Source organism: Streptomyces sp. SID3343 (assembly GCF_009865215.1).
Taxonomy (GTDB): domain Bacteria; phylum Actinomycetota; class Actinomycetes; order Streptomycetales; family Streptomycetaceae; genus Embleya.
In genome coordinates this window covers 1-22,402 of sequence record NZ_WWJX01001328.1, presented here as the reverse complement: position 1 = coordinate 22,402, position 22,402 = coordinate 1, and the positions used below count along the sequence as shown (strand labels likewise).

General features: G+C 69.0%; 21 protein-coding genes and 1 pseudogene. 9 read left to right on the top strand and 13 right to left on the bottom strand.

What is annotated here, in order from left to right:
• From GT354_RS42135 to GT354_RS55140, 7 genes are all read right to left on the bottom strand, one after another.
• Positions 1 to 198: helix-turn-helix transcriptional regulator (locus GT354_RS42135; protein ID WP_346012426.1), on the bottom strand; the 198-nt coding region annotated here is incomplete at its 3' end.
• Positions 195 to 1,322 carry a site-specific integrase gene (locus GT354_RS42130; RefSeq protein WP_161357973.1) on the bottom strand — a complete coding sequence of 376 codons (1,128 nt, stop codon included), beginning with the start codon at positions 1,320 to 1,322 and terminating at the stop codon, positions 195 to 197. The genes GT354_RS42135 and GT354_RS42130, both read right to left, overlap by 4 nt.
• Positions 1,323 to 1,747: 425 nt before the next feature.
• Entirely contained in the window at positions 1,748 to 4,552 is a 2,805-nt protein-coding gene (locus tag GT354_RS42125) for a serine protease (protein ID WP_161357972.1), read from the bottom strand.
• Positions 4,553 to 5,578: 1,026 nt separating this feature from the next.
• A complete protein-coding gene (locus GT354_RS42120) occupies positions 5,579 to 5,830 on the bottom strand; it encodes a hypothetical protein (protein WP_161362081.1) in 252 nt (83 codons plus the stop codon).
• Positions 5,831 to 6,208: 378 nt separating this feature from the next.
• Entirely contained in the window at positions 6,209 to 7,354 is a 1,146-nt protein-coding gene (locus GT354_RS42115) for a DEAD/DEAH box helicase family protein (RefSeq protein WP_161362078.1), read from the bottom strand.
• Positions 7,355 to 7,846: 492 nt separating this feature from the next.
• Entirely contained in the window at positions 7,847 to 8,185 is a 339-nt protein-coding gene (locus tag GT354_RS42110) for a hypothetical protein (protein WP_161362076.1), read from the bottom strand.
• On the bottom strand, positions 8,182 to 9,156 hold the full coding sequence (locus tag GT354_RS55140) for a colicin E3/pyocin S6 family cytotoxin (RefSeq protein ID WP_237535989.1): 975 nt from the start codon (positions 9,154 to 9,156) through the stop codon (positions 8,182 to 8,184). Before GT354_RS55140 ends, GT354_RS42110 begins: the two co-directional genes overlap by 4 nt.
• Positions 9,157 to 9,314: 158 nt before the next feature.
• Between GT354_RS55140 and GT354_RS42100 the strand changes: the two genes are divergently transcribed.
• The gene (locus GT354_RS42100) at positions 9,315 to 9,782 is read left to right on the top strand and encodes a GNAT family N-acetyltransferase (RefSeq protein ID WP_161362074.1); all 468 of its coding nucleotides are present in this window, start codon (positions 9,315 to 9,317) and stop codon (positions 9,780 to 9,782) included.
• 674 nt (positions 9,783 to 10,456) lie between these two features.
• On the opposite strand, the gene GT354_RS42095 is transcribed toward GT354_RS42100, so the two are convergent.
• From GT354_RS42095 to GT354_RS55135, 5 genes are all read right to left on the bottom strand, one after another.
• Positions 10,457 to 10,924 carry a hypothetical protein gene (locus GT354_RS42095; RefSeq protein WP_202512897.1) on the bottom strand — a complete coding sequence of 156 codons (468 nt, stop codon included), beginning with the start codon at positions 10,922 to 10,924 and terminating at the stop codon, positions 10,457 to 10,459.
• A 531-nt stretch (positions 10,925 to 11,455) separates the two neighbouring features.
• Entirely contained in the window at positions 11,456 to 11,635 is a 180-nt protein-coding gene (locus tag GT354_RS42090) for an AAA family ATPase (protein WP_161362072.1), read from the bottom strand.
• Positions 11,625 to 12,683, bottom strand: a complete 1,059-nt coding sequence (locus GT354_RS53070; protein ID WP_202512899.1) for an AAA family ATPase — start codon at positions 12,681 to 12,683, stop codon at positions 11,625 to 11,627. Before GT354_RS53070 ends, GT354_RS42090 begins: the two co-directional genes overlap by 11 nt.
• The gene (locus GT354_RS53065) at positions 12,569 to 13,468 is read right to left on the bottom strand and encodes a DUF2813 domain-containing protein (RefSeq protein ID WP_202512896.1); all 900 of its coding nucleotides are present in this window, start codon (positions 13,466 to 13,468) and stop codon (positions 12,569 to 12,571) included. The genes GT354_RS53070 and GT354_RS53065 overlap by 115 nt, the downstream gene beginning before the upstream one ends.
• A gap of 224 nt (positions 13,469 to 13,692) precedes the next feature.
• Entirely contained in the window at positions 13,693 to 14,535 is an 843-nt protein-coding gene (locus tag GT354_RS55135) for a hypothetical protein (RefSeq protein WP_272923990.1), read from the bottom strand.
• Between the two features lie 48 nt (positions 14,536 to 14,583).
• Here GT354_RS55135 and GT354_RS42075 point away from each other — a divergent pair, with 48 nt between their 5' ends.
• From GT354_RS42075 to GT354_RS42065, 3 genes are all read left to right on the top strand, one after another.
• The gene (locus GT354_RS42075) at positions 14,584 to 14,940 is read left to right on the top strand and encodes a peptidase inhibitor family I36 protein (protein WP_346012425.1); all 357 of its coding nucleotides are present in this window, start codon (positions 14,584 to 14,586) and stop codon (positions 14,938 to 14,940) included.
• 1,204 nt (positions 14,941 to 16,144) lie between these two features.
• Positions 16,145 to 16,483 carry a hypothetical protein gene (locus tag GT354_RS42070; RefSeq protein WP_161362066.1) on the top strand — a complete coding sequence of 113 codons (339 nt, stop codon included), beginning with the start codon at positions 16,145 to 16,147 and terminating at the stop codon, positions 16,481 to 16,483.
• A 7-nt stretch (positions 16,484 to 16,490) separates the two neighbouring features.
• The gene (locus GT354_RS42065; RefSeq protein WP_161362064.1) at positions 16,491 to 16,826 is read left to right on the top strand and encodes a helicase associated domain-containing protein; all 336 of its coding nucleotides are present in this window, start codon (positions 16,491 to 16,493) and stop codon (positions 16,824 to 16,826) included.
• Positions 16,827 to 17,171: 345 nt separating this feature from the next.
• Here the strand turns inward: GT354_RS42065 and GT354_RS42060 are convergent, their stop codons facing one another.
• Positions 17,172 to 18,128 carry a WYL domain-containing protein gene (locus GT354_RS42060; protein ID WP_161362062.1) on the bottom strand — a complete coding sequence of 319 codons (957 nt, stop codon included), beginning with the start codon at positions 18,126 to 18,128 and terminating at the stop codon, positions 17,172 to 17,174.
• 62 nt (positions 18,129 to 18,190) lie between these two features.
• Between GT354_RS42060 and GT354_RS42055 the strand changes: the two genes are divergently transcribed.
• The 5 genes and pseudogenes from GT354_RS42055 to GT354_RS55130 form a co-directional block, all read left to right on the top strand.
• Complete coding sequence (locus tag GT354_RS42055; protein ID WP_161362061.1) at positions 18,191 to 19,486, top strand: epoxide hydrolase family protein; 1,296 nt, start codon at positions 18,191 to 18,193, stop codon at positions 19,484 to 19,486.
• Between the two features lie 686 nt (positions 19,487 to 20,172).
• The gene (locus GT354_RS42050; protein ID WP_161362059.1) at positions 20,173 to 20,763 is read left to right on the top strand and encodes a DUF2975 domain-containing protein; all 591 of its coding nucleotides are present in this window, start codon (positions 20,173 to 20,175) and stop codon (positions 20,761 to 20,763) included.
• Entirely contained in the window at positions 20,763 to 20,987 is a 225-nt protein-coding gene (locus GT354_RS42045; RefSeq protein ID WP_161362057.1) for a helix-turn-helix transcriptional regulator, read from the top strand. Before GT354_RS42050 ends, GT354_RS42045 begins: the two co-directional genes overlap by 1 nt.
• Positions 20,988 to 21,686: 699 nt before the next feature.
• Positions 21,687 to 22,043, top strand: coding sequence for a hypothetical protein (locus GT354_RS42040; protein WP_161362055.1), 357 nt, complete (start codon positions 21,687 to 21,689; stop codon positions 22,041 to 22,043).
• Between the two features lie 73 nt (positions 22,044 to 22,116).
• Positions 22,117 to 22,402 (top strand): annotated as a pseudogene (locus GT354_RS55130) (hypothetical protein); the annotation flags it as partial.

Here is a 22,402-nt window from a genome sequence, read left to right as displayed (position 1 = left end):
CAAGTCGGCGACCGTGCAGTCGAGCGCCGCGCACATCTTGTCGAGATCATCGAGCCGCACCGTAACCGGTGTGCCGCTCCACATCGCGGCCACCTTGCTCAGCGACGGGTTGAACCCGACCTGCCGAAAGGCGGCGAGCACCTCGGTCGGGCGCCACAGGTCCCGCTGGGCGGCCACCATCCGCAGATTCCACTTCACCGAAGGTTCCCCTTGTCCATGACCAGTCGCTGGGCGGCCCGGGAGCTGGCCGCCAGATTCGCGAGCTCCGGGTCGGCGTGCGCAGTCGCCATGTACCGAAGAGTCGTCGTTGCCCAGTCGTGTCCGAGGACCTTCTGGACCTCCCAGAGTGTCATCCCTCGCTCGTAGTTGTGGGTCGCGCAGGCATGCCGCAGCAAGTGTGGAAACAGGTCGGCGACGGGGCCCGTCAGGTAGTGCGCGGCCGCGGTGTGCAACGCCTTGCGGAACGTCGAAGGCACTATCGCCGGCGCGATGGCCACGTTCAGGTCGGCGATCGCCTTCGACTTGCGCTCCGATGGCCACAGCGGCGCCCGCGGGTGCTCCGCGTCGTCCCCGAACTCGCCCCGGACCTCCTCGATGTACCACCACAGCAGGGCACGTCCCTCCTGGAAGAGGTACGCCTCCCTCGGGCGCGGACCCGAGCCCCGGGCACCCTTGCCCAGGACGACGAACCGCCCCCACTGCCCGTGCTCCCAGTGAATGTCGCCCAGACAGACTCCGCACAGCTCCGCCGCACGGACACCAGAGAGGTAGGCAACCTTCGTCATCACGTAATCACGGCAGGCCACCGCGTACTTCCGCGCGTTCGCCAGATCTTCGCGCCACCGGGCGAAGAAGTTCTTCATCGCCGTCTGGGACGGCGGAATGCGCAGGCCGAAGTCCCCGCGGTGACGGGGACGGTTGAACGGGTCGATGGGAGATTCGACGGAGGCGCCAAAGCGGCGCATGATCTCGCCGGCGTAGCGCTGTTCCAGAAACGCGAAGTACGCGTCGATCTTGTTGATCTTTCCGCGCAGGGTCGATTGGGCCCGCTTGCCAGCCCCGGCGAAGTACCGGTCGACCTCGCGGGACGTCAACTGCCACGGAACGGCGCCGTAGAACTCGCATACCTCGATCACGGGCTTGATCAGCCCGTCCAGCGTCGTCGGCGCCAGACCTGCCGCATCGCGCGCCCACCGGTACTCGGACAGAGTGTCGAGGAAGAAGCTCTCCTCGTCGTGCACCGAGATCCGGGCCTGGCGGCGTCGCTGCAGCGTGACCACGTCCGCGAGACCGGACTCGACCGCCACCCCAGCCGGATCCACCGGCCCCGTCGGGTCCGAGCCGGGGCGAACCAGCGTCAATAGGCGGCTCTCAGAATCTGACACAAAAACGCAGATTACGCACGCTACTCGCGGATTCCATGATTTACTGCGGATATCTCACGCGATCGAGTGAACGCCGAGAAAAGCCCGATCGACCTGCCAAGATGGGCCGTTGCCCGTCACTTGACCCAGCCGGGAACCCGCGCGTACTCCACTAAACGGCCCCCCACACCCTGACCGGTCCGTCACCGGTCCCGGACGGCCAGCGTCGTGCTCTTTGTGGTGCTCGCCGGGCCCGGCGAGCACGAGTCGCCAGCCGCGTCGTCCGGCGCAGACTCCCTCCCTACTTGTTCGTGTTATCCGGTGTCTACATCACGGCGTCGATCCCTGCCGCGAATTTCGGGTAGCCGCCGAGCCCGCCCCATTCACTCAGCGGCTGACGCGGGGCCGTCCCCGCGAGTGCGGGGCCCGTTCGTGGACCAGGGGATTTGGCCTGTCCATGCTCGCACCGCGTACGTGAGCGAGAGCAGTCCGACACCTACGATCGCGATCCATGTCAGCGCGGGCGCGACGTTGTCGCGAAGGGCGGGCGGGCCCAGACCGCAGGCGATGTCGACCGCGAGCACGGTTGGTGGCAGGCTCCATCCGAGGGCTCGTGGCAGAGCGCTGAAGTGGCCGTGGAGCAACGCGAAGAGGATGTTCAGGGCGAGGGCTGTGGGACCGAGCGTCCACGCGAGTGCGTCGTCTTCCGTGGCGCGGATCGCACCGGTGACCGCCCACCCGAGGATGATCGTGTATGTGGTCGCGAGCAGGCTCGTGACGGCGCGCACGAAGGTGCTGCCGGGATGGATCGTGTTCGTGTCGTGCTTCGCCTCCGTATGCATGACGCTCGGGGGCTCCGCAGGGGTCGCATTCACGCCGGGCGTCGCCGGGAAGGTCGGTTCGGCGGGTTGTCGCGGGGCTGTGGTGCCGCCGGTGGGGGGTGGCCGCGTGCCGGGGCGCGCGGTATCGGCGGGTTTTGTCGTCGTGGTCGTCTTGTGCGTCTTGGGGATGTCCGGTCCGGCCTTGGAGGACAGGAATTCGCGAGGGTCAAAAGACGTCGACTTCAGACCCTCCAGGCACGACTGGATTTCTCGCAGGGCCTGCTGATGGGAGCCGTGGGTTGCGGAGAAGGTGTGGGAGCTCTCGTGCAGTGTCGCGCGCAGGGCACGGAGCCATCGTCGCGCGCCGGGGCGGTCGAGTGTGGTGCACACGATTTCCAGGGTCGGTCGCAGCAGCGCCCGGGGTTTTCGCGTCGCGGCGCGGCGCGTGGCGTCGGCGAGTGCGGGGTGGACGGCGCTCGCGCGTACGAGGTTGAGGATCGCGTGTCGGTGTTGGTTCTCGTCGAGCGCCTCGTCGAGGAGGACGTGTGTGATGAACGTGTGGTCGCTTGCCTGCTCGACCTCGTCGACCAGTCGCGCGGCGAGGAGGTCGGGTCCGAGCGTGCCCCAGTGCGTGCCGTCGCCGGAGGGGTAGGCCTTGGCGAGGCTCTTGTCGTAGGGGGCGAGGACTTCGGCCGTCGGTGGAGCCGTCCGCGGGTAGCCGTGATGGTGTGCGGCGTAGGCCACCCCCACGGCCGCGCGGCCGCGGGCGAGTGTGGTGGCGCCAGCGAGGTATTGGGTGGCCACCATGGTGCGCATCAGAGCGTGGTCGTAACGCTCTGCCGACATGTGCGCAGTGACGAGTCGGCGCCAGTAGTCCTCCTCGTGGGCCAGGAGGACGTTCAGCGGGTTGTGTTCGGCGGCGTATTGGGGATTGGCGTGGGTCAGCACGTCGGCGAGCGCCGCGATATGCAGGTGGACGACGGGCGTCGGGGCGGAGTGCTCGACGTTTGTGCCGTGGGTGCGCGGAGCGTCCGCGATCGGCGCGTTCTTCCAGGTGTCGTCGCCGTGACCCGCTTGCCGCAGCTCCTGGATGCGCCGGGCGAACGCGATCTTCGCGTCGACGTAGGCGTGCTCGTTGCCCGTCTCGAGCGCGTCGGTGATTTTGATGGGGACCGACGTGAAGGGAACGCCCCGGCCGTCTCGGCAGTGGCGGCGGAGTTCGGCCCAGCAGGTGTCGGAGCCGTCGCGGGCGATGAGCAGGACGCGCATGGGAACACGGGTGTCTCGTTCGGTGAGCGCGTCGAGTACTTCCCGGATCTGCTGAAGTCGTGACTCGGCGTGGTCGACGGCGATCACCAGGGGGTGGTCGACGGTGCGGAGCGCGCCGGTGTCGAGGCTGAGGGGGTTCTCGGTGATGAAGCCTCCGGACCAGTGCCGGCGTCCGACCGAGCCGGCGTGCCATGGGGCGAGCGTGTCGAGGAGTTCGGGAACGAGCCGGTTCTTTCCGGTGCCGCCGCGTCCGGTGATCAGGGCGACGGCCGTGGGGTGGGTGGTGTTCTCGCACCATGGGCTCAGGATGTCGAGGACGCGTCGCATCCCGGACAGGGGCACGACGCGGGATCGAGGGTGCAGCAGGAAGGACGAGGAGAGCGCCGGGGGAAGCGGTTCCTTGAGCAGATGGGCGAGGTCGGCGGGCTGCAGGAACGGGGCGACTCCGGTGTGGTGGGCGACGGTTCCGACGAAATCGGACCGCGCCAGGAGTTGTTCGACGGGGAGGACGGAGAGGATGCCTTCCCCCCAGGAAGCGGGCACCAGGAGCGTCACGCCGATGAGTGCTCCGCCACAGAACACCCCGGCCCCGGACATGCCCGACCATGGCTGCGGGCTTTCCCGGAATGGGTCGTCCGCGATCGTCGCTTCCGGGATGGCGTCGTCGATCTCGAACGCGTACATGCGTTGTCGGGTGGCGGTGCCCGTCTTGATGTGCCCGTCCACGGTTTTCACGTCGTGGGCAAGGCCCGAGGGTCCTTCGGTGAAGCGGCCCATCGCCTGGGGCATTCCCGCCATGGTGCACGGCGCGCGGCGGTCGCGGTCGTCGCAGACCAGGTGGCCCCAGCGGACGACGCTCGTCTCGGCGCCGATCTTCGGGTCGGTCCGCAGCAATGCCGCGTCGAGTTGGGGGTCGGACCACAGGATCGACGCCGTCGAGGCGACCCCGGCGAGGTCGCGCACTTCGATGTCTCCGTCCTGGTCGGGCTTCGCGACGTGGGCGGCGGTGAGGATCAGGCCGGGAGCGATCGCACAACCGGTGCCGTAGGCGCCGGCACCATGGTGGATTTCCACCACCCGTGCGTTGGGCCCTGTCATCTGTGAGGGCGCCTACGACGGTTGACGCGGCAACGGCTCGAAACCGCGGTTCCGGTCACTGATGGGCGTCGGGCGCCCCAGGGCGTCCGGGGCGACACGCAAGGTCACTGTCATGCGGTGGGTGGAGGCACTCGCGCGTTCGCCTTTGGCGTCCGCCGCGACGACGAACGCCTTGATTCCGCCCCCCCGGAAGCCGTGTGACGCAGTTCCATACCGAGATCGAGCACGACTTCGGTCACTTCGAACCGGATTCCCGAGCCGTTTCCCTCGTCACGCGCGGCCGTGAGGCCGTGAGGCCGTCCCGAACGGCCTTGATGGCCTTCGACAACTCCGTCGGTTCCAATTCCACGCGTCCCCCTCGGATGCCGCCTCTGCCAGCACCGTACCGATCGGCCGGCCCCGGCGGAGGGCGTTCGCGGAAGGCCCGGGTGCCCCATCGGCCCGAGCGTGCGGTCGAGCACGACGTCGGGTTGCGGGTTGGGTCAGTGGACACGGTGGGTCGAGGACTCGTCCCTGGACACCTGGGCCCCGGCCGCGGTGGGGACGAGCGGCGACCGCGACGGGTCGCCCTGGGTGCGGTCCGGGTGGTCGCCCCGGGCGTGGTGTGCGTTTCGTGTGGTGGACCACCGTCGTGTGTATCGGTTGGGAACGGCCACGGGGGAACCGTGTGCGGACTGCCGTCGCGGGGAAGGACGGCTGCGGCCCGTCCCTTCGCTCGTGCCCCGGACTTTCCGGCGGGGTCGGACGGCGCCCGGTGGGGGCCGACGGTCAACGGCGTGTCGGACAGGACGCGCGCCGGCTCCGAAGAGACGGGTCCTCGACGGGTGTCCGGACGCGGTTTTCGAGCCAAGCGTGGTGCGGCAGCACGCACACTTCCCCGTAGTCGGCGTCCTCCACGCCTCGTATCCGCGGCTCCGCGCGCGACATAGACATGGTGTCGGCGGCCGGATCCGGGCCGTCGGGTATCGCGTCCGACACGGTCGCGGGGGCGGGGATGCGCCGGGTCCAGCATGTCGACCGAGGGCACTATCGGCGGTCCGCCACCTGGGCGGTGAGCTTGCCGAGGGCGAATCGCAGCCGTTCCAGCGTGTCGATCAGTGTGCCCGACCGATCCTTGGCGGAGCTGTGTTCGACCGCGACGGCCAAGGCGAGCGTGGCATAGACCTGCGCGAGCGTCGCGGCCTCCTCCGGGCTCTGGTCGCCGTCGTCCCACGCGCGTTTCGCCAGCGTCCCCGCGTTCTTGCGATACCTCTCGAACAACTCCTCGCGTGTGCCCACGTTTCCCCCTCGTCGTCGCCCGTCCGGTCGATACCTTCCCGGCGCCCCGGGCGCGGAACCGGCGCCGGCCGTGCTCGAACGCTTCGGCACCGCCTCAACACAGGATGTGTCGTCCATAAGGCACCAAGGCCTCGGCGAGCGGTCGGTGGCAGACCTCGCAGACCGGCCCCGCGTTCGTCGCACGGGGCACCGGCCGCACCGGCGGCAGCGGACCGGGCACCCAAGCGCGTACCGGCTCGGAGGCGGCTTCGCGTCGTCCCCGAGCCTGTTCACGCCGTCGGCTCTCGTGCCGTTCATACCGGCGCCCGGCCGCGTCGGCATCGCGGCGCACCAAGGCGGCCGAGGCGACCAAGTGCTCGATCATCGCGGGCGGGAACGTCACGCCGTCGGCGTCCAGGCCGAGGTCGGCCAAGAGGAATCGTTCGCGAAGGAGCACGTCGCCGGCGCAGGGCGGATGGTGCGGCGCGAACAGGCGCAGGTCCTTCGTCCACCACCGGTGGCCGCGTTCGTGGGGCTGCCCGAGTCGGGCCTCCGCCGAGTCCTCGCGTTGGTGGAGTGTCCAGGCCGCCACGCCCTCGGCGAACAGCACGTGCGGTATTCGGGGTGGGGGTCTGTCCGGGCACGGGGACGGTGGAGCGCTGCCGGGAGGCTTGCGCGAAGCGTTCGAGTCGGGCGTTGCGTTCGCTGCGGGGTTGGCGGCTGTCGACGGCGGCGGTCCACAGCTTCATCGGCCGGGAACCGTGGGCGAAGGCGGTGGCGGTGCGGGGCAGGGTGCGGGCGACGGTGCGGGCGGCCGCGATCAGGGCGGCGGAACGTCAGGACACGGCCGAGGCAGTATTCCTGTACGGCGCGCAGCAGTCCCACTTGCATCGCGGCCAGGCGCAGTCCGTCCAGGTGCGGGGGGCGTCTCGGCCGTGGTGAGGATGTCGTGCAGGTCTGCGCGCCGATGACGGGCACGACGACGCGGTAGTCGGCGAGGATGCCCTGCGCGATGGCCTCGGCCAGTTCGAGGCGGAAGACGACGGGTCCGAACAGCGCGGGGTTGTCCATCGATGCCAGCGGCTCCGTGTACGCGCCGTGCTTCTTGGACTTCGGGTGGCTCCAGCGGCGCGGTGTCGCCGTCATGTAGAGGCGGCGCTGTGCAGGGATCCGGGCATCGTGATGGATGTCGCCCCAGCTTTTGTCGAGGCTGCCGCTGGTGTGGTGGGCCTCGTCGGCGACGGCGATGGCCCACTCCGGCAGGCCGTGGCGACGATGGGCTTCGGCGATCGCGGGCAGGGACTGGTAGGTGGAGAAGACGATGGTCGGGCCGCTGTGGGCGGCGACGCGGCGGGCGAATTCGGCGGGGCTGGTGGTGAAGGGGATGCACAGGGCGTCGCGCCCGTTCGGGGGCAGGGCGCAGACCGCGATGTGCTTCTCGTCCGGGCGGCCGCGATCCCATTCGCGGGCCGTCTGCGCCACCAGATCCTGGCTGGGAGCGAGCACGAGGATGTTGCCGTGGGGGGTAGGTGTCGGCGCCGACACGGGCGATGACGGTCTTGCCGGTGCCGCAGGCCGCGACCACGGTCACTCGCGTGTGAGGCTGGAGGTCCGAGGTGATGGCGTGGACGGCGCGCTGCTGGTGCGGCACCGGCGCACGGGAGATCCTGCACGAGGCCCGCGGCGAACGCAGCCCCGCCCTCCCCCGCCGGCACCCGGCACACCCCCACCCCGCGCAACTGCGTCCCCGTCCTGTGGGTCAACCCCCTCCCCTACACCAAGGTATGGGGAAGGACCCTGAACGGCTTCGACGAGAAACTGCGCCTGCACCACCACAAGAATAGGAGTCTCTCGCGGGGGTCCCGCACCCGCGCGCCAGCGGGGGACCGCCAAACACCTTGAGCCGGGGCGGCGATTCATCGCTCCAGTTCGACTTCACCTCGTAGCTGAGGAATCGGGCGGCCTGTGTCTGCCCATGTGTGAAGGATTCCAGGCACCCAATTATACGGGGTGCCTGGAATCCTTTTTACCCGATGGCTACTCGGAAGACCGTTCACCCGCACTACCCGTTTGGGGCGTGCTCACGATAACTCCATCGCGCCAATAGAACATCGGCTCGGTACCCAACTCCCAGATCGGAAGGCAGGTCACCAAGTATTCGATGAAATAGTCGACCGCCTCGCTGGTGGCGTGCGGGATAGCGGAAGCCAACCGGTAGAGACTCTCGCCGGAGACACGGAAGCTCGCCGTCCAGACGTCGGCATCCGAGGCGAGCCCTAGAACGTTCTGAACGATTCGCCCGGTGACTCCTGGTACTTGGACTTCTTCGACGAGTTCTTCGGTCTCCTTGGAGAACCCGGTCAACCACCAGGTCATTTCTCTACTTTCCGCTTCTTGTCTCCGGGCTTGTTCTGGGCTCCGGTGATCGGATCGAACTCACCGAGGTGCTTCTTCCCAGACTTGTCGTACTTCTCCACTGCCCCGTGCTGGGAGTCCCACCCGTAGATGCAGCCCTTCTTGTCCTTCCAACGCTTCCGTGTCCCGCCGCCGCCCTTCACGGGAGTCTTTCCTGTAACCGGCTTGGCATCCGGGAAAGCAGGAAGGGACTTGGGCGGCGGAATGTAGTTGTTGACGGTCGAGTCTTCGTACGAGTCGCCCCCGCCCGATGAACCGCCGGAGTTCCGGTAATCGTTGATCCGGTCATTGACGACCACGACAACCACGACGACGACCGCCACTGCGGCGACGAAGGGGACAATCGCCTCACCGGCCACTGCTCCCACCACTGCGGCGGCGATTCCCCAGAACTTCCCGGACGGATCGGTTTTGTTCAGCGGGTCGTTCGCAGCGTATCCGTACGTGCTCAGCGTCTGCCGGACCAGCGGGTCGACGGTGATGAACTGCGCCGTCGCCGGATCATAATAGCGCGCCCGCAGGTAGAGAAATCCGGTTTCGGAGTCCCAGTACTGGGCCGCGTACTGCAGTGGGGTGGAGGCGCTTCCCGTGTGTGCCGCCACGACTCCGTATTCCGTGTAGGAGTAGTCGCCGACGATCGTTCCTGTGCTGTCGATCAGTGCCCGGGTCGATCCGAGCTGGTCGTGGAAGAACCACTGCGTTCCGGTGCTTCCGATCTGCTCGATCGGTGCGCCGTCGGGACCGTAGAGGTAGTTCGTCGTTCCATCGGACAGCAACGCCGGATTGGTGTTGAAGTCCCACGTGAACTGCGTCGTGGAGCCACCGACAGTCTTGCTTGTCCGCAAGCCGGTGCCGTCGTACTTGTACATAGCGGCCGTGCCCGTGGCGGTTGCCCCGGTCAGCTGGTTGGCTTGGTCGTAGGCATAGGTCAAAGTCGAGCCCGTACCGGCGGCATCGGTGCGGTTGCCCTGGGTGTCGTAGCTGTAGACGGTGCTGCCTGCGGGCGCTTGCGCGCACTTCGGTGTCGTGGGCCGCTCTTCCCCGTCTGAGACATTCAGGTCACCCCAGCGAGCACCCACCAGGAGGCGCCATGGCGATCGAAGTCCGGCTTTTCCGTCCCGACGACGCACCACGACTCGCCGAGATCGTCCAACGCTGCCTGCGAGAAGTGAACAGCCATGACTATCCGGCCGACATCATCGACAAGATGTGCGCGTACTACACGGCCGAGCGGTTCGTCGAACTGTCGAGCAGCCGCCTCGTCTACGTGGCCGAGGACGTCAAGGTCGTCGGTACCGTCTCCCGAGACGGCAACAAGGTCTACACGATGTTCGTCGATCCCGATCTGGCCCGGCGAGGAACAGGTCGTCAACTCATGCGACACATCGAGGCCCTCGCGGCGCGCGACGGACACGACCACATGGAGACCGGCGCCAGCATCACCGCCCATCGGTTCTACCTCGAGCTGGGCTACACCGATGTCCACGAGAGTGAGACCGAGTTCGGCCTCAACCTCATCCTCCACAAGCCCCTGCCATCAGCCGCTCCCGATCAATAGGAGGAGCGCCCGGCGAGATCATCCGGGAGTCAGGGAGCCTGCGTCCGCTGCCCCGTCCTGCGGCCGGACCCCGACCGACCGATCGACCACGCCCCGACGGCCCCGGAGTCCTGAACGGTGGGTTGGCAACACGTGGGCAACTCCTGTGTTTTCGTCGGGAGTCGGGGGCTCAGGCGGGTGCCGCGATGTGTAGGCCGGCGGCGCCGAAGACGGGCCGGGGGTCGTGACCGTACTGGCGACACTCCCGGCCGACACCTGCCACGCGCACTGTCGGGGTAGTGCGTCACCCGATCCGACGGCGGCGACCACGACTGCCGGATGGTCCGCCGCCGATCACGCCTTCGTCCATCGGGCGATGTCCACGGCCCACCGGACTTCCATGCCTCCTCGGACACATGCCGTTCCATGGTGGCAGCGACGCGGTGAAAGTCCGAGTGCATGCCCTGGTCGGCGTCGGTGACCAGCGCGGACAACAACGGCGCGTTGCCACCGCAACTGCGATCCACCCGAATCAGCGCGCTGGCCTGCCCGCTGCGCCGGACGAGGCAAACCCTCGGGAAGCTTCTTCCGCAGTTCCCGCCAGGTGAGGTCGCGCCGGTGGTCAGCCTCCTGCAGAATGACCTCGATCGCGGCTGCCAACGGATCCAACGCCGCGCCGGCGGCGGGAACGACGCTTACCGCAGGGCGCCTTCGCACGGCGCGACGCCTCCGGTGAGGCGTCCTCGATCCGTCGAGGGCGCGGCGTCCCACTCCTCCAGGATCGCCCGCAGCCGCAGAGCCACGGCGGGAGCCACCCTCGGGCGTTGCGCCAGGTGCCGCAGATACGGTTCCGCGCCCTGAAGCAGTGCGGACCGCGGGTGGTTCTGCACCATGCCGACGTGCGTGCCCATGCCGAGAACGTGACTCCAGGCGTCGACGTCGCACCGTGCCCGGGCGGCCCGGATGTGACCGTCCGCGTAGACGCCGTCGCTCACCTCGCAGCTCGACCAGCCGGTGGACAGGGCGCAGCGTTGGCAGGCGAGGATGCCGCGCATGGCCGGATACCGGCGCTGCCACTCCGCGTCCAGGGCGTAGACGTCCATCGAGATCGGGATGGGCTTGCGGCACAGGCAGCAGGCCAGGCGGAAGCGGGGCACGGACACGGGTGGTCTCCAGTTCGTCGATGTCGGGCGGGGCGAGTGCGCGTCGGCCGCCCCTGGAGTGCGCCGTACGGATACCGGGACCGGGGCGTGTGAGAGCCGGGCGGGGTGTGCGACCGTGCGGGTTGTGTGTGCCGGATGGGTCGCTCGGTCGGTTCAACGAGCGAGCCGCGCCCCTGGCACGTCGGGACTGGTGGGGTGGTCTGAACACCAGACGGCGAACACGGCACTGCCCGCGTCCGGCGAACGACGCCGCACCGGCGGGTGAACCACCCACCTTGGAGGGCAGGTTGCCCGCAGGGTGGCCTGTTCGGGTGAACTTGCTCCGGGGAAGGGTTTCTTCGCGGTTGGACCGGTCGAGGGGCGACTAGATGTTTGGGTGTGACACGCTCACGCGCACTGGCGTCGGCCATCGCTCTCGCCCTGCCGCTCGTGGTCCTGGGACCGTCCTGCCCGAACGCCGCCGCGGCGGCACCCGGCGAATGCGTCACTGCTCCTCTTGTGGTCGAACAGGCCAGCCATGCGGTCTGTGATCTAGCGGACCGCGGCGCGCGAGAAGCTCAGGAACAGCACCCGCTGTTCGTCTTCGACGGTGTCGAGCGCCTTTCTCGTCTTGACCAGCGCGATCGACGTCTTCCCGCAGCCGGGGCCACCGACGATGACCAGGTGTGCGGCAGAGTCGATGATCTCCTGCCGGACCTCGTCAATTCTCATCGGTCTCGTCCGTGGGGGCGTCGTCGCCGCCCGATCGTTGGGGGGCGTTCGCAGGACGCAGATCGCGGTCGATGCGCAGCAGGAGGTCGGCGAGGACGGCCGGCAGTTCGCTGCGGCCGGTGCATTCGGTGATGAGCAGGGCGCTGTAGCCGTCGCCCTTGCGGGCACACGGCACGTCCGAGGTCAGGGAGCGCACCTGGTCGTCGGTCGCCTCCTCCGACGGTCGCGGGCAGCCGCTGGGGTAGTCGTCGCGGTGGGAGACTTGAGCGAGGAAGCGCCTTTGCACGGCGATCGGGACTTCGGCGACCAAGAGCTTCTCTATGCTCTTGTGCTCGAGTTCCACGTAGTGCGTGAAGTCCGTGGTCTTGGCCTGGACTGCCGGAGTGAAAGGCTTGTTCGGCTGGTCGTGGATGCCGTAGACCGGCTTGTCCAATGCCTTGAACACCGGCACGAATGTCAGCACGTTGACGTCGCTCTGGGCGTCGAAAACGGTGACGCCTGCGAGGTCGATGTGAACGTAGCCATCGACGGCGGGGTCGGCCTCCAGGACGTCCGATAGCGCCGGGAAGACGGCTGCCTCGGTAGCGCCCTCCACCACGAGCATGGCGCGGGCCAGGACGGCTTCGGCGAATTGCCGCTGGTACAAGCGGTACTTGCTCGGCTTGAAGTCGGTTGGGAGCGTGACACCGTGGCTGGTCAGCGTGCCCTCTGGGTCCCGAGCGAGGGCCACCGTGCGGGACGGCTCGAACTTCTCGATGACGTAGGGCGAATGTGAGGTGACGATGACCTGGCCCATGCGTTTGAGGACGAAGTCCACCAGTCGTCTCTGGGCGTGGGGCGGCAGGGCGATCTCCGGTTCCTCGATCGCGAAGATCACCGAGTCGTCGCCCTCGAGTTCGGCGATGTAGGTGAGCAGGGCGAACACCAGCAGGTTCAGGGAGCCTGTGCTGAGTCGCGTGAACGGCACCGCGTAGGTGCTGGGTTGCGTAGCGATAAACAGGCACAGGACTTCCCGCAGGTGCTCCCGGGTGACCTCCGAAACGTGCATGTCCACGGGGTCGGGGGTGTCACCGAGGCTGACGAACCGGCTGACGCGGTCACGGATCTCGGTCCGGATCTTGTCGAAGCCGGAGCCCGCAGCCGCGACAACAACATCGTCGAGGCTGCGCAGGGCGGTTTCCCAAAGAGGTCGGCCAGCTCCGCTTCCAGACGCACGATGGTGTCGAGCAGGGAGCCGCGTTGGAAGGTGAGCGCCCGGTTCCCGGTCCGGTTGGGTCGTAGATAGAGGAACCCGCAGTGCCGCTTGTCCGCACGGGTGAAGGGTCTCAGGCCCGCGCCGGGCGCAGCCGTGTCCTCGGCTGCCGGGTCGTCGGCGGGGGCCTCGGGGTGGGCGAAGAAGGTTCCACCGGCGAAGTCGTCTTCCTGCGGGTCGTAGCAACCGATGAAGGACACCGGAAGGGACCATTCGCCGGCTTCGGCGTCCTCGATGGCGTCGGGAACGAGGTCGAGGAAGTCGTTCGTCTCCCGCGACCATCGACGCAGGTGACTGCCGAATCGACGTTGGGCGGCGTCCGACAGGTCCGTGAGAACGACATCGATCCGGACCTCCGGCAGTTCGCCGCCGCGCTCCTGGTACTGCGCGCGGTAGAAGTCGTACTCGTCGATCACGGGACGGCGCAGCATCCGCTCCGGCCCCATCACCAGGTCGAGGGCCTCACAGATGGTCGACTTGCCCGCGCTGTTCGAACCAGCCAGCAGGCAATGACCGTCCAGGAAGACGGCCCCGCGCTTGACACCACGAAAGTTCTGCAGTTGTAGCCGCCGCACCTGCACGTACCGCCCCGCTCCCCGAGGCCACGGGAACCCCGGTCCCTCATGCCATGGCCCTCGTCGGCACGCGGTAGCCGCGCCCGGAACAGTGCGTGAGTCTACGCTGCTGCGATCATGCGGGCAGCTGAATTCCGTTTCCTCCGGGCTGACTCACGAGGGCGTCGTGACGACAAACCATGTCGAAGCCCTGGTCTCCACAGGGCTCACAGGTCGGGGTCGAAGGTCTCTCATATGTCGGGAAGTTCGCGTTGAGGGTTGTCGTGCCAGGGGGCTTGATGGACCTCCCCGTCGGTAACGGTCACGGCCAACCCGAAGTCGAAAACGTCGGGGCGGCCCGCCCGATCCCACCAGCGGTAGGCGTCCTCGACCTCGGTCCACAACGAACGCGGCCCTACCTGAAGAACGTTGGCACGCCGGCCACGGGCGAAACCCGCCGCGGCCACCGACGGATCCGCCCCGGCGGCCGTCAACCACAACGTGCCCTCACCCGCGCCCTCACCCGGAACCACCACGGGCACGCAATCGGGAACGCACAGGCCGAGGACGAACTCCACCGGATCGTAGGGACCACCGACCACATCGGCCAACCCCAGCTCGGTACCGCAGACACGCGCCGCGTCCGGCCATCCCTCGGGCAGGTCGATCACGGCCGGCACGGCACGCTGGGCACGCAGCTTCATGAACGACAACGCCATCGTGAACGGCCCACACGCCCGGCCCGGGCCCTCCACCACCAGGCGCAGCGCCGCGTCGTGGGGGCTGTAGTCGGTGCCCCCCCCCGGGAGGAGGAGGATCGCGCCCGGTGCGGCCTGCTCCAGCCACGCCGCCGGGATCCGGCGCACCCCGGCGGTCATGTGGATCCGATCGTAGGGAGCCCCCGCGGGGGGTGGCCGAGGCACTTCCGACGCGCGGGAACCTCGCAACACCTTCAGGTCGTACGGGTCACGCGGGACCGCGACGGTGCAACCAACAACCCGTTCGGGTGATTTGCGGCACCTGTGGCGCGGAGCACCATGAAGCAGCGCGTCGGACGCGCGTCCGCGCCGCACGGGGGCGAAGCCCGTATCCATCGAGCCGTCCCCGGATCCGAGTCCTGCCCGCATCAGGAGGAGACTTCCGTGCCGTCGCTTTCTCGAATCCGCGCCGCAGTCACCACCGCGGCGCTCGCCCTGGGGATGGTCGTCATCCCGCAGACGCCCGCACACGCCGCCTACTCCGACTGTCCCTACGGCAAGGTGTGCCTGTGGGAATGGCCCAACGGCGGCGGCGCACGCTGGGACGTACCGCATTGCCTGGAGAACGACGTCCCCTCCTGGCTCCGGAACAAGACGTCGTCCGTCCGCACGCACGCCAACAAGGTCACCCTCTACGTCGGTCTTCCGGGGGACGATCCGGTCATCGGGCAGTGGACCTCGACGAACCTCTCGCCCCAACACGAGGACCGCACCTACAAGGTCTGGGTCTGGTGCGACTGACGACCACAACCGCGTGAACGTCACCGGGGGCGAGGGCCGACATGGTCGCCCTCGCCCCCGGGCCGGGCCGGCGACCCCCGCGGCCCGGGACGACGAGCACCGGGCTCGTGCGCCCCAGTCCTCGTCGTCGTCCCGCCTGCTCGGGTGTCGTCGGCCTCGTTGTGCCCGGCCGATGTCCGCCCAGGTCGCCCCGGCCTCGCGGTCGGCGATGACCTGCGCAGTGCACCAGCTCGTCCACCAGGTGCCGGAGGCCGGCGGCGGCCTCGCAGTGGATCCCGGGGGGGTCCTCCCGGTGGGCCAGGTCGGGAGCGGTTCGTTCAGGGCGAGGAGGATGGGTTCCATGAGGCGTGAGGTCATCTCGATGTAGGTACCTCGTTTGATGAAGTTCTGGCCGGCGGCGGGTCGCTCGGCGCGTTGGTGCCCGGATACACCGCCGGCGGTGAGGACGTCGGGGCGTGGCTGGAGCGACAGCGGCGCGGCGCGGCCGACCTGACGCCCGCGCAGCGCGAGGCGTTGGCCGAGGTGGGCGTCGACACGGCGGCGGTGGTGGTGGTGCCGGAGCGGCGGGTGGCGGTGGTGGACCGGTGGGTGTTGACGTTGGCCGCTGCGGCGGCGTTCCGGGAGCGTGAGGGGCACTTGGTCGTGCCGCGCAAGCATGTCGAGACCGTCGAGACCGTCGAGGTCGGCGGTGTGGCGCACGTGGTGAAGCTTGGTGTCGCGCTCGCCAATGCCCGGCAGCGGCGGGTGACGTGGCCGGGCGGAGCGGGTCGAGGCGTTGACCGTGCTCGGGATGCGGTGGGCCTGATCTCGATCGGGGTCGGTCGGCGTCGTGCTCTTGGTGGTGCTCGCCGATGTCGGGTCGTGTCCCCTGCGCCCGCTCCGACCCGGCACGGGGCACCCTCGCCCGAATGTCCCGGGGTGACAGGGACACCGGGACATCGACGGCCGGGAGCAGCGCGAGGGCCGGGCGCGGCGCGGGTGGCCGGTGCCGTGCTCCTGGTGGTGCTCGCCGATGTGGGCCGGTGCTGCGCCGGTATTTCGATGCGGCATACCGCCTGTTTGGGTGAAAGTCGTCGAAAGCGGGTCGGATCGTACCGATCGGTTGAAACCGCTCCTGTAGACAGGGCGTCGAAGACGATGCCTACACCGGGAGATTCACATGTTCACATTTTCCGGCCGTGGAGTGCGCGCAGCCACTCTCGCGGTGACGTCCGGGGTGCTCCTCGTCGCCGGCATGACGCCCGCCGTCGCGGAAGGCGGCTATATGAACTATCAGACCGTATCAATGCTCTTCCCGGACGACTCCACCCCGAGAGTAGGCACGATCCGGAACGACCGGCCTGCCAACACGTGCATCGCCTTCCCCGACCTGGGGGGCGAGCCGGTCGTGATCGTGACGAACAACGCCTCGGTCACTCTGCGGGTCTGGGAAAAGCCGAACTGCACCGGCAAGGAATTCCGTCTGCGCTCAGGAGCCCAGGCCAGCAGCCGCGGCGGCGGCTGGGTGTCGGACCCCAAGGCCGTGTCCTTCGACAAGTACTGATCCGGGTGTGGCCCCGTCCCGCTCGAAGAGCATCGGGGACGGCGAGTGCGCGTATCCCGCAGCCCGGCACGTCCTCGCTCGACAGGACCGCGGCGTGCTCCGCGGCCGCCGCGCGCGATCCCTCGCACTCGTACAGCCGCGGTACCCCGCCCATCGCGTGCACGGCCACCTCGAAGTCCCACGCGCCCACATGGAGACCGTGGTGGCGTTCGACGGGTGGCCGCAGGACGTACGGCTGGGGGTGTGGGTGACCACCACCGGGAGCAGGCGGGCGAAGTCGCCGGCGGGGCGGATCGCAGCGCTCGACGCGTTGGGGATGCGCCGGACATGGCGGTGCGTGTGACGAAAGGGCCGGCCCGATGCCTGGGGCCGGCCCTTCCGTCGTGGTGGGTGGGGTCAGGCGGTGTCGTAGACCCGGTGCAGCCGGCCGCCCGGGGGGGCGAGTGGGCCCGGGTCGGGCCGGGTGGGCGGGGGCTGGAGATCGGCCGCCGGCCGATCTCGAACTCACCCGCCGGGTGTGCGCGCTTCGCGCGGCCCCGTCGCCGTCTTCGACTCCGGAGATCTCGGACGTGGTGGACCACGAGGGCGTCCTGTGACGTACGAGCGTGAGCTGCCCGGGGTCCCCATGCGGGTCGATTCCGTACCCGCCGACTGTGCGTGTGATCTGCCCACCCGGCACAGCGACGCGCTACCGCACCGCGCGCAGGCAGCGCTCGCCCTGGCTGCGGAGCGCGTCGGCGACCTCGGCCGGTGCCTCGTCGAGGGTGAAGTCGACGTCCACCGAAGTGATCATCCAGGCCAGGTCCCGGGCGGTCTCGGCGCCCAGGCGCAGCAGGCAGTTGCCGTCGTCGAGCGGCTCGACGATGCCCATGCCGGGCCAGATGCGCCGCAGGATCGTCTCGGCGGACTCGTGCAGCGTGACCGTCGCCCGGCAGGGCCAGGTCCGCCAGGACAGCCGGTGCGCGAGGTAGCCGGCCACGTCGCCGTCGGGCGCGTCGCGTGGCGCGAAGCGCGGGCCGGTCGGCGTGCGCGGAGCGAGCCGGTCGACGCGGAAGGTGCGCCAGTCCTCGCGGTCGGTGTCCCAGGCGACCAGGTACCAGTACCTGCCGAAGTGGACGAGGCTGTGCGGTTCCGTACTGCGGACCGATTCCTCGCCGCGTGGGCCGGTGTAGTCGAAGCGCAGTCGTTCGTGCCGGCGGCAGGCGTCGGCGATCGCCATCAACGTGGTCGGCGACACCTGTGGCGAGGGGGCCACACCGGCCCGGACGGTCGCGGCGTGCAGGGTCTGGACGCGGTGTCGCAGCCGGGACGGCAGGACCTGCTCCAGCTTGGTGAGTGCCCGCAACGAGGTCGCCTCGATACCGGCGACGGAGCCGTCCGCCGCGGAGCGCAGCCCGATCACCACCGCGACCGCCTCGTCGTCGTCGAGGAGCAGCGGCGGCAGCGTCGCGCCGGCGCCGAGGCGGTAGCCGGCGGTGCCTTGGGTGGCGTGGACCGGGTAGCCGAGTTCGCGTAGCCGTTCCACGTCGCGCCGGACGGTGCGCGGGGTGATCTCGAGGCGGGCGGCCAGTTCGGTGCCCGACCAGTGGCGGTGGGTCTGCAACAGGGACAGCAGTTTGAGCAGTCGCGCGGAGGTCTGCAGCATGGGACAAGACTGCCGGAAGCTTAGGACCGAAGTCGTCCTAAGGGGTTCGTAGCGTGGTGGGCATGACGACGACAGAGGGCGTACGCCCGTTCCGCATCAACGTCCCACAGAGCGACCTCGACGATCTGAACGCGCGCCTGGCGGCCACCCGTTGGCCGCACGAGGTGGCCGGGGTCGGCTGGAGCCGAGGGGTGCCGGTCGGGTATCTCAAGGAGCTCGCCGAGTACTGGCGGACGTCCTACGACTGGCGGGCGCAGGAGGCGGCGCTCAACGAGCATCCGCAGTTCGTCACCACCGTCGAGGACCAGAACCTCCATTTCCTGCACGTGCGTTCGCCCGAGCCGGATGCGCTGCCGCTGATGTTGCTGCACGGCTGGCCGGGCGGGGTGGTGGACTTCCTCGACGTGATCGGGCCGCTGTCCGATCCGCGCGCCCACGGCGGCGACCCGTCCGAGGCGTTCCACCTGGTCGTCCCGTCGCTGCCGGGGTTCGGTTTCTCCACGCCGCTGGCCGGGCCGGGGATGGGCGCGTCCCGGATGGGCGCGGTGCTGGCGCGGCTGATGGCCCGCCTGGGGTATGCGCGCTACGGGGTGCAGGGCTACGACACCGGCGCGTGGGTCGCCCCCGCGCTGGGCAGGTGCGACGCGGAGCACGTCGCCGGGATTCACGTCAATGCCCTGGTCACCTTCCCGATCGGCCTGGCGGGTGAGACGGAGGGCCTGACCGCGACCGAACAGCGCCGTTGGCAGGCGATGCAGGACTTCAACGACGGTTACTTGCAGTGCAACGCCAAGCGGCCGCAGACCGTGGGGTACGCGCTCAACGACTCCCCTGTCGGCCAACTCGCCTGGATCGTCGAGAAGTTCAAGGAGTTGACCGACCCGGAGGAAGGCCTGCCCGAGGACAGCGTCGACCGCGACCGGATGCTCACCGATGTGGCCCTCTACTGGTTCACCGGCACCGCCGCGTCGGCCGCACAGGTGTACTACGAGGAGATTTCCGCGAACTCGTGGAACGGGGACGGCGATTGGGGGGCGGAGGCAGGCGAGGAAGGCGCGTCCTGGGGCGCGGAGAACGCCTCTTGGGGCGCGGAGCCCGAAGGCCCGGTCGGCGAGCACGACGACGAATCGGGTGGCGGAACCGCATCCGGCACCGGGTCCTGGCCGGCCGCCGAGCGCGGCACCGTACCGACCGGCGTCCTGGTCTCCGCTCATGACGTGAGCATCCGCCGGTGGGCCGAACGCGACCACAACGTGGTGCACTGGAAGGAACTCGACCGCGGAGGCCACTTCCTGTCGATGGAGGCCCCCGACCTCCTGGTCGCCGACGTCCGCGAGTTCTTCCGAAAACTCCGCTGAGGGTCGCGTCACCACGCGGCAAGCCGCTTTCGTCCCGCGCCCCGCAGCCCAGCGGTGCGGGGCGCGGGCCTCCGGGGGCAGGACCGCGGGCGAAAGGCCGCGCAGTGTCCCGCCTCGACCTCGGGCCGTGGCTCCGGGGACCGTAGGCGAGCGATCCGGCCGTCCGCATGCACCGACGGGGCCCGAGGCGTCCGGGTAACGACACAACCGTGGCTGTCCGAGGTCATCTCGATCGGGCGTAGGGCGGTCTCCTGCTCGGGAGACCATCGCGGATGTAGGAGGACTGCGCCGGGTGCCGGGGAATCGGGATGCGTTGCGGGCCGCCGGACCGGTCGGACGGAAAGTTGTGGAGCGTCACCCCGGCCGGCGGGCGCCGAAGCGCTTCGGGTTCTGCCCGGAGTTCAAGATGCGGATCGCGGTGACGAAGCGCAGTCCGTCGGCGTGGGCCGGCTCGCCGGCCCACGCCTGCGCCGCCGCAAACTCATGTCGTGGTCCACACAAGGCGGGCGCCGGCCCGGGATGCGGTCCGGGCCCGCGGGTGCTCCTGCTCGCCACGACACAACGCGGACCTCCGACCGGTTGTTACGCGACTCGACGATCCCATATCGTTTATCGATACTATCGATTAGCAATATGGTGCAGTCGGAGTCGAGGGGATTCACATATCCGAAACATCGTCCCGGTGGGTGCAGACCAACAACCACGCGTTGGATTGGATCGCGGGGCTCGGCCTGCTGCTGGTGGGCCTGTTCAAGGTCCTGCTCCCGATCGTCGGGGTCGTCGGCCCGCTCTCGCTCGCGACCACCACGCGCACGGTCGACACCGACGTCCACGGGGCCTTGCCCGACGCGACGACCTCCGGGCCGGTGACCCTGCGCGGGACCGGCCGGGCGGAGCTGGTCTTCCACAGCCCGGATCTCGCAGACCGGCTGCTGCTGATCCTGCCCGAGCTGGTCGGCGCGGTCCTGCTGCTCGTCGTCTTCGACGCACTCCTTCGCCTGGCCCGCACGTTTCACATGGAGGACTTTTTCGATCCGAGGAACGTGCGCCGCCTGCTCGTCATCGCCGGGGCCGTCCTGTTGATCGGCACACTTCCCCCGGCTCTGGACGTCTTGACGACGAACCTGCTGGTCGACGGCACGCCGATGAAGCAGACCGCCCACACCCCCTATGCCGTCGACGAGGTGGCGCTCTTCGGGGCCGTGCTGACCGCGGCAGCCGCCGCGGCGTTCCGCCGGGGTGCGCGGTTGCGCGAGGACACGGAGGGCCTGGTCTGATGCCCCCGGAGGACTCGCACGCGATCCACTGCCACCTCGATCGACTGCTGGCCGACCACGACATGACCCTGGCCCAGCTCGCCGAACGCGTCGGAGTCACGGTTGCGAACCTGTCGATCCTCAAGAACGACCGTGCCAAGGCCGTTCGCTTCAGCACCCTGAGCGCGATCTGCCGGGAACTCCACTGCCAACCCGGAGACATCCTCACGTTCGACCCCCGGTGACGCCGGGGACGAGTGCGCGACATCCCGGGGTTTCGCCGAGCACCGATACCGACGCGGGTCCGTGACGCCGTGGCCCGTCGGCGGGGAGGCCGGAAGCCGGGCGCGGCGAGCCCGTCGATCGGCCACCGCCGGAACGGGGTGTCGTCCCCGAGGGTGGCCGCCCAGCATGGGACGACCACCGGGTGCGGGCGTGTCGTGGAACTCGGTGAACACGACCGGCAGGATCCGGCCGCGCCGATCCCCGGCCGGGCCGACTATGACGCCTTTGTCGAAACCTACGGCGTCGATGTCACCGCGTGGCCCGGGTACCCGCTCCTCCGTGACATCCGAGAACTATGGATGACGTGCTACGTCGCCCAACTCGCCACGGAACAGCCCCGATTCACCCATGAAGCCCATTTGCGCATCGACTGCCTTCGCGGCCGCAGCGGTCCACGTCCGTGGACCCGGACTGCGTCCCCATGACCATTTCGGCCAGTGCGCCACTCTTACACAAGACCGCCTGTGCGCCGCCTCGGACCGTCGGAAAGACCTGATTGCTCTGCGACGTCGGTCTCGGTACTGGTGGGCTCGCGTATTCAACTGTCGCGAGTATTGCTGCCAAAGCGTCGGTGCAGTCACTGTGTGTTGGAGTGCCGCAGGTCATGGTCTTTGCTGGCGGCCCCTCGCGTTCTGGCCGTTGGTGGATAACCTGCCTTCATGCCGCTGAACGTCCCCAAAGAGATCAAGCGTGTGAACAAGCAGGTCCTCGTAGAGCTGAGTTCGAAGAGCGAGCGCCTCAACCTCGGCAGGGGACGCGAGCCTGGATGGCTTGATCAGTGCCTGCCCGACGATCCGACGGGGTCTCTGCGCGCGATCCTTCTTGAACGTCCTCCCAAGCCCTGTTATCGCTGCCTCGTCATGATCAAGCGGGCCGACCGGGAAGTCGAGCACCTCCTGCTCAACGTGCTGCCGGAGGATTTCGACCGGCTTGGGGACATCGTCGGCGAGGCTCTGCTCACGTTCACGCGCTGGGCGTTGTCCCAGATCCCGTTGAGTCCTCTTCCTGCGGAGTAGCAGGTTCATTCGGCCGACCGCAGATGCGGGTGTCCAAGACCAAGCCGCGCAGGCCCAAGGTGAAGTACGGCCAGTGCCCCTCCACCTGCCCGGTGCGCACCGGGCGGCCCGGCAGGCGGCCGCCGCCCTGGACACCGAGGACACCGACCCCGACGGCTTCCTTTCCCGTCGCCTGCACCCGCGCCGGCACACCGTCAGCGAGCACGGCCTCACCCCGGAGACCATCGGCGACATCATCACCCGCCTCGGCGCAACGGGCCGACCTGGACTTCCGCCCCACCGGGCACTCCTCGCGCCGCGGCGGCGCGGAGTCCTCCCGCCGCGCCGGAAACGACCGCAGGTTCATCGCCCTGAACGGC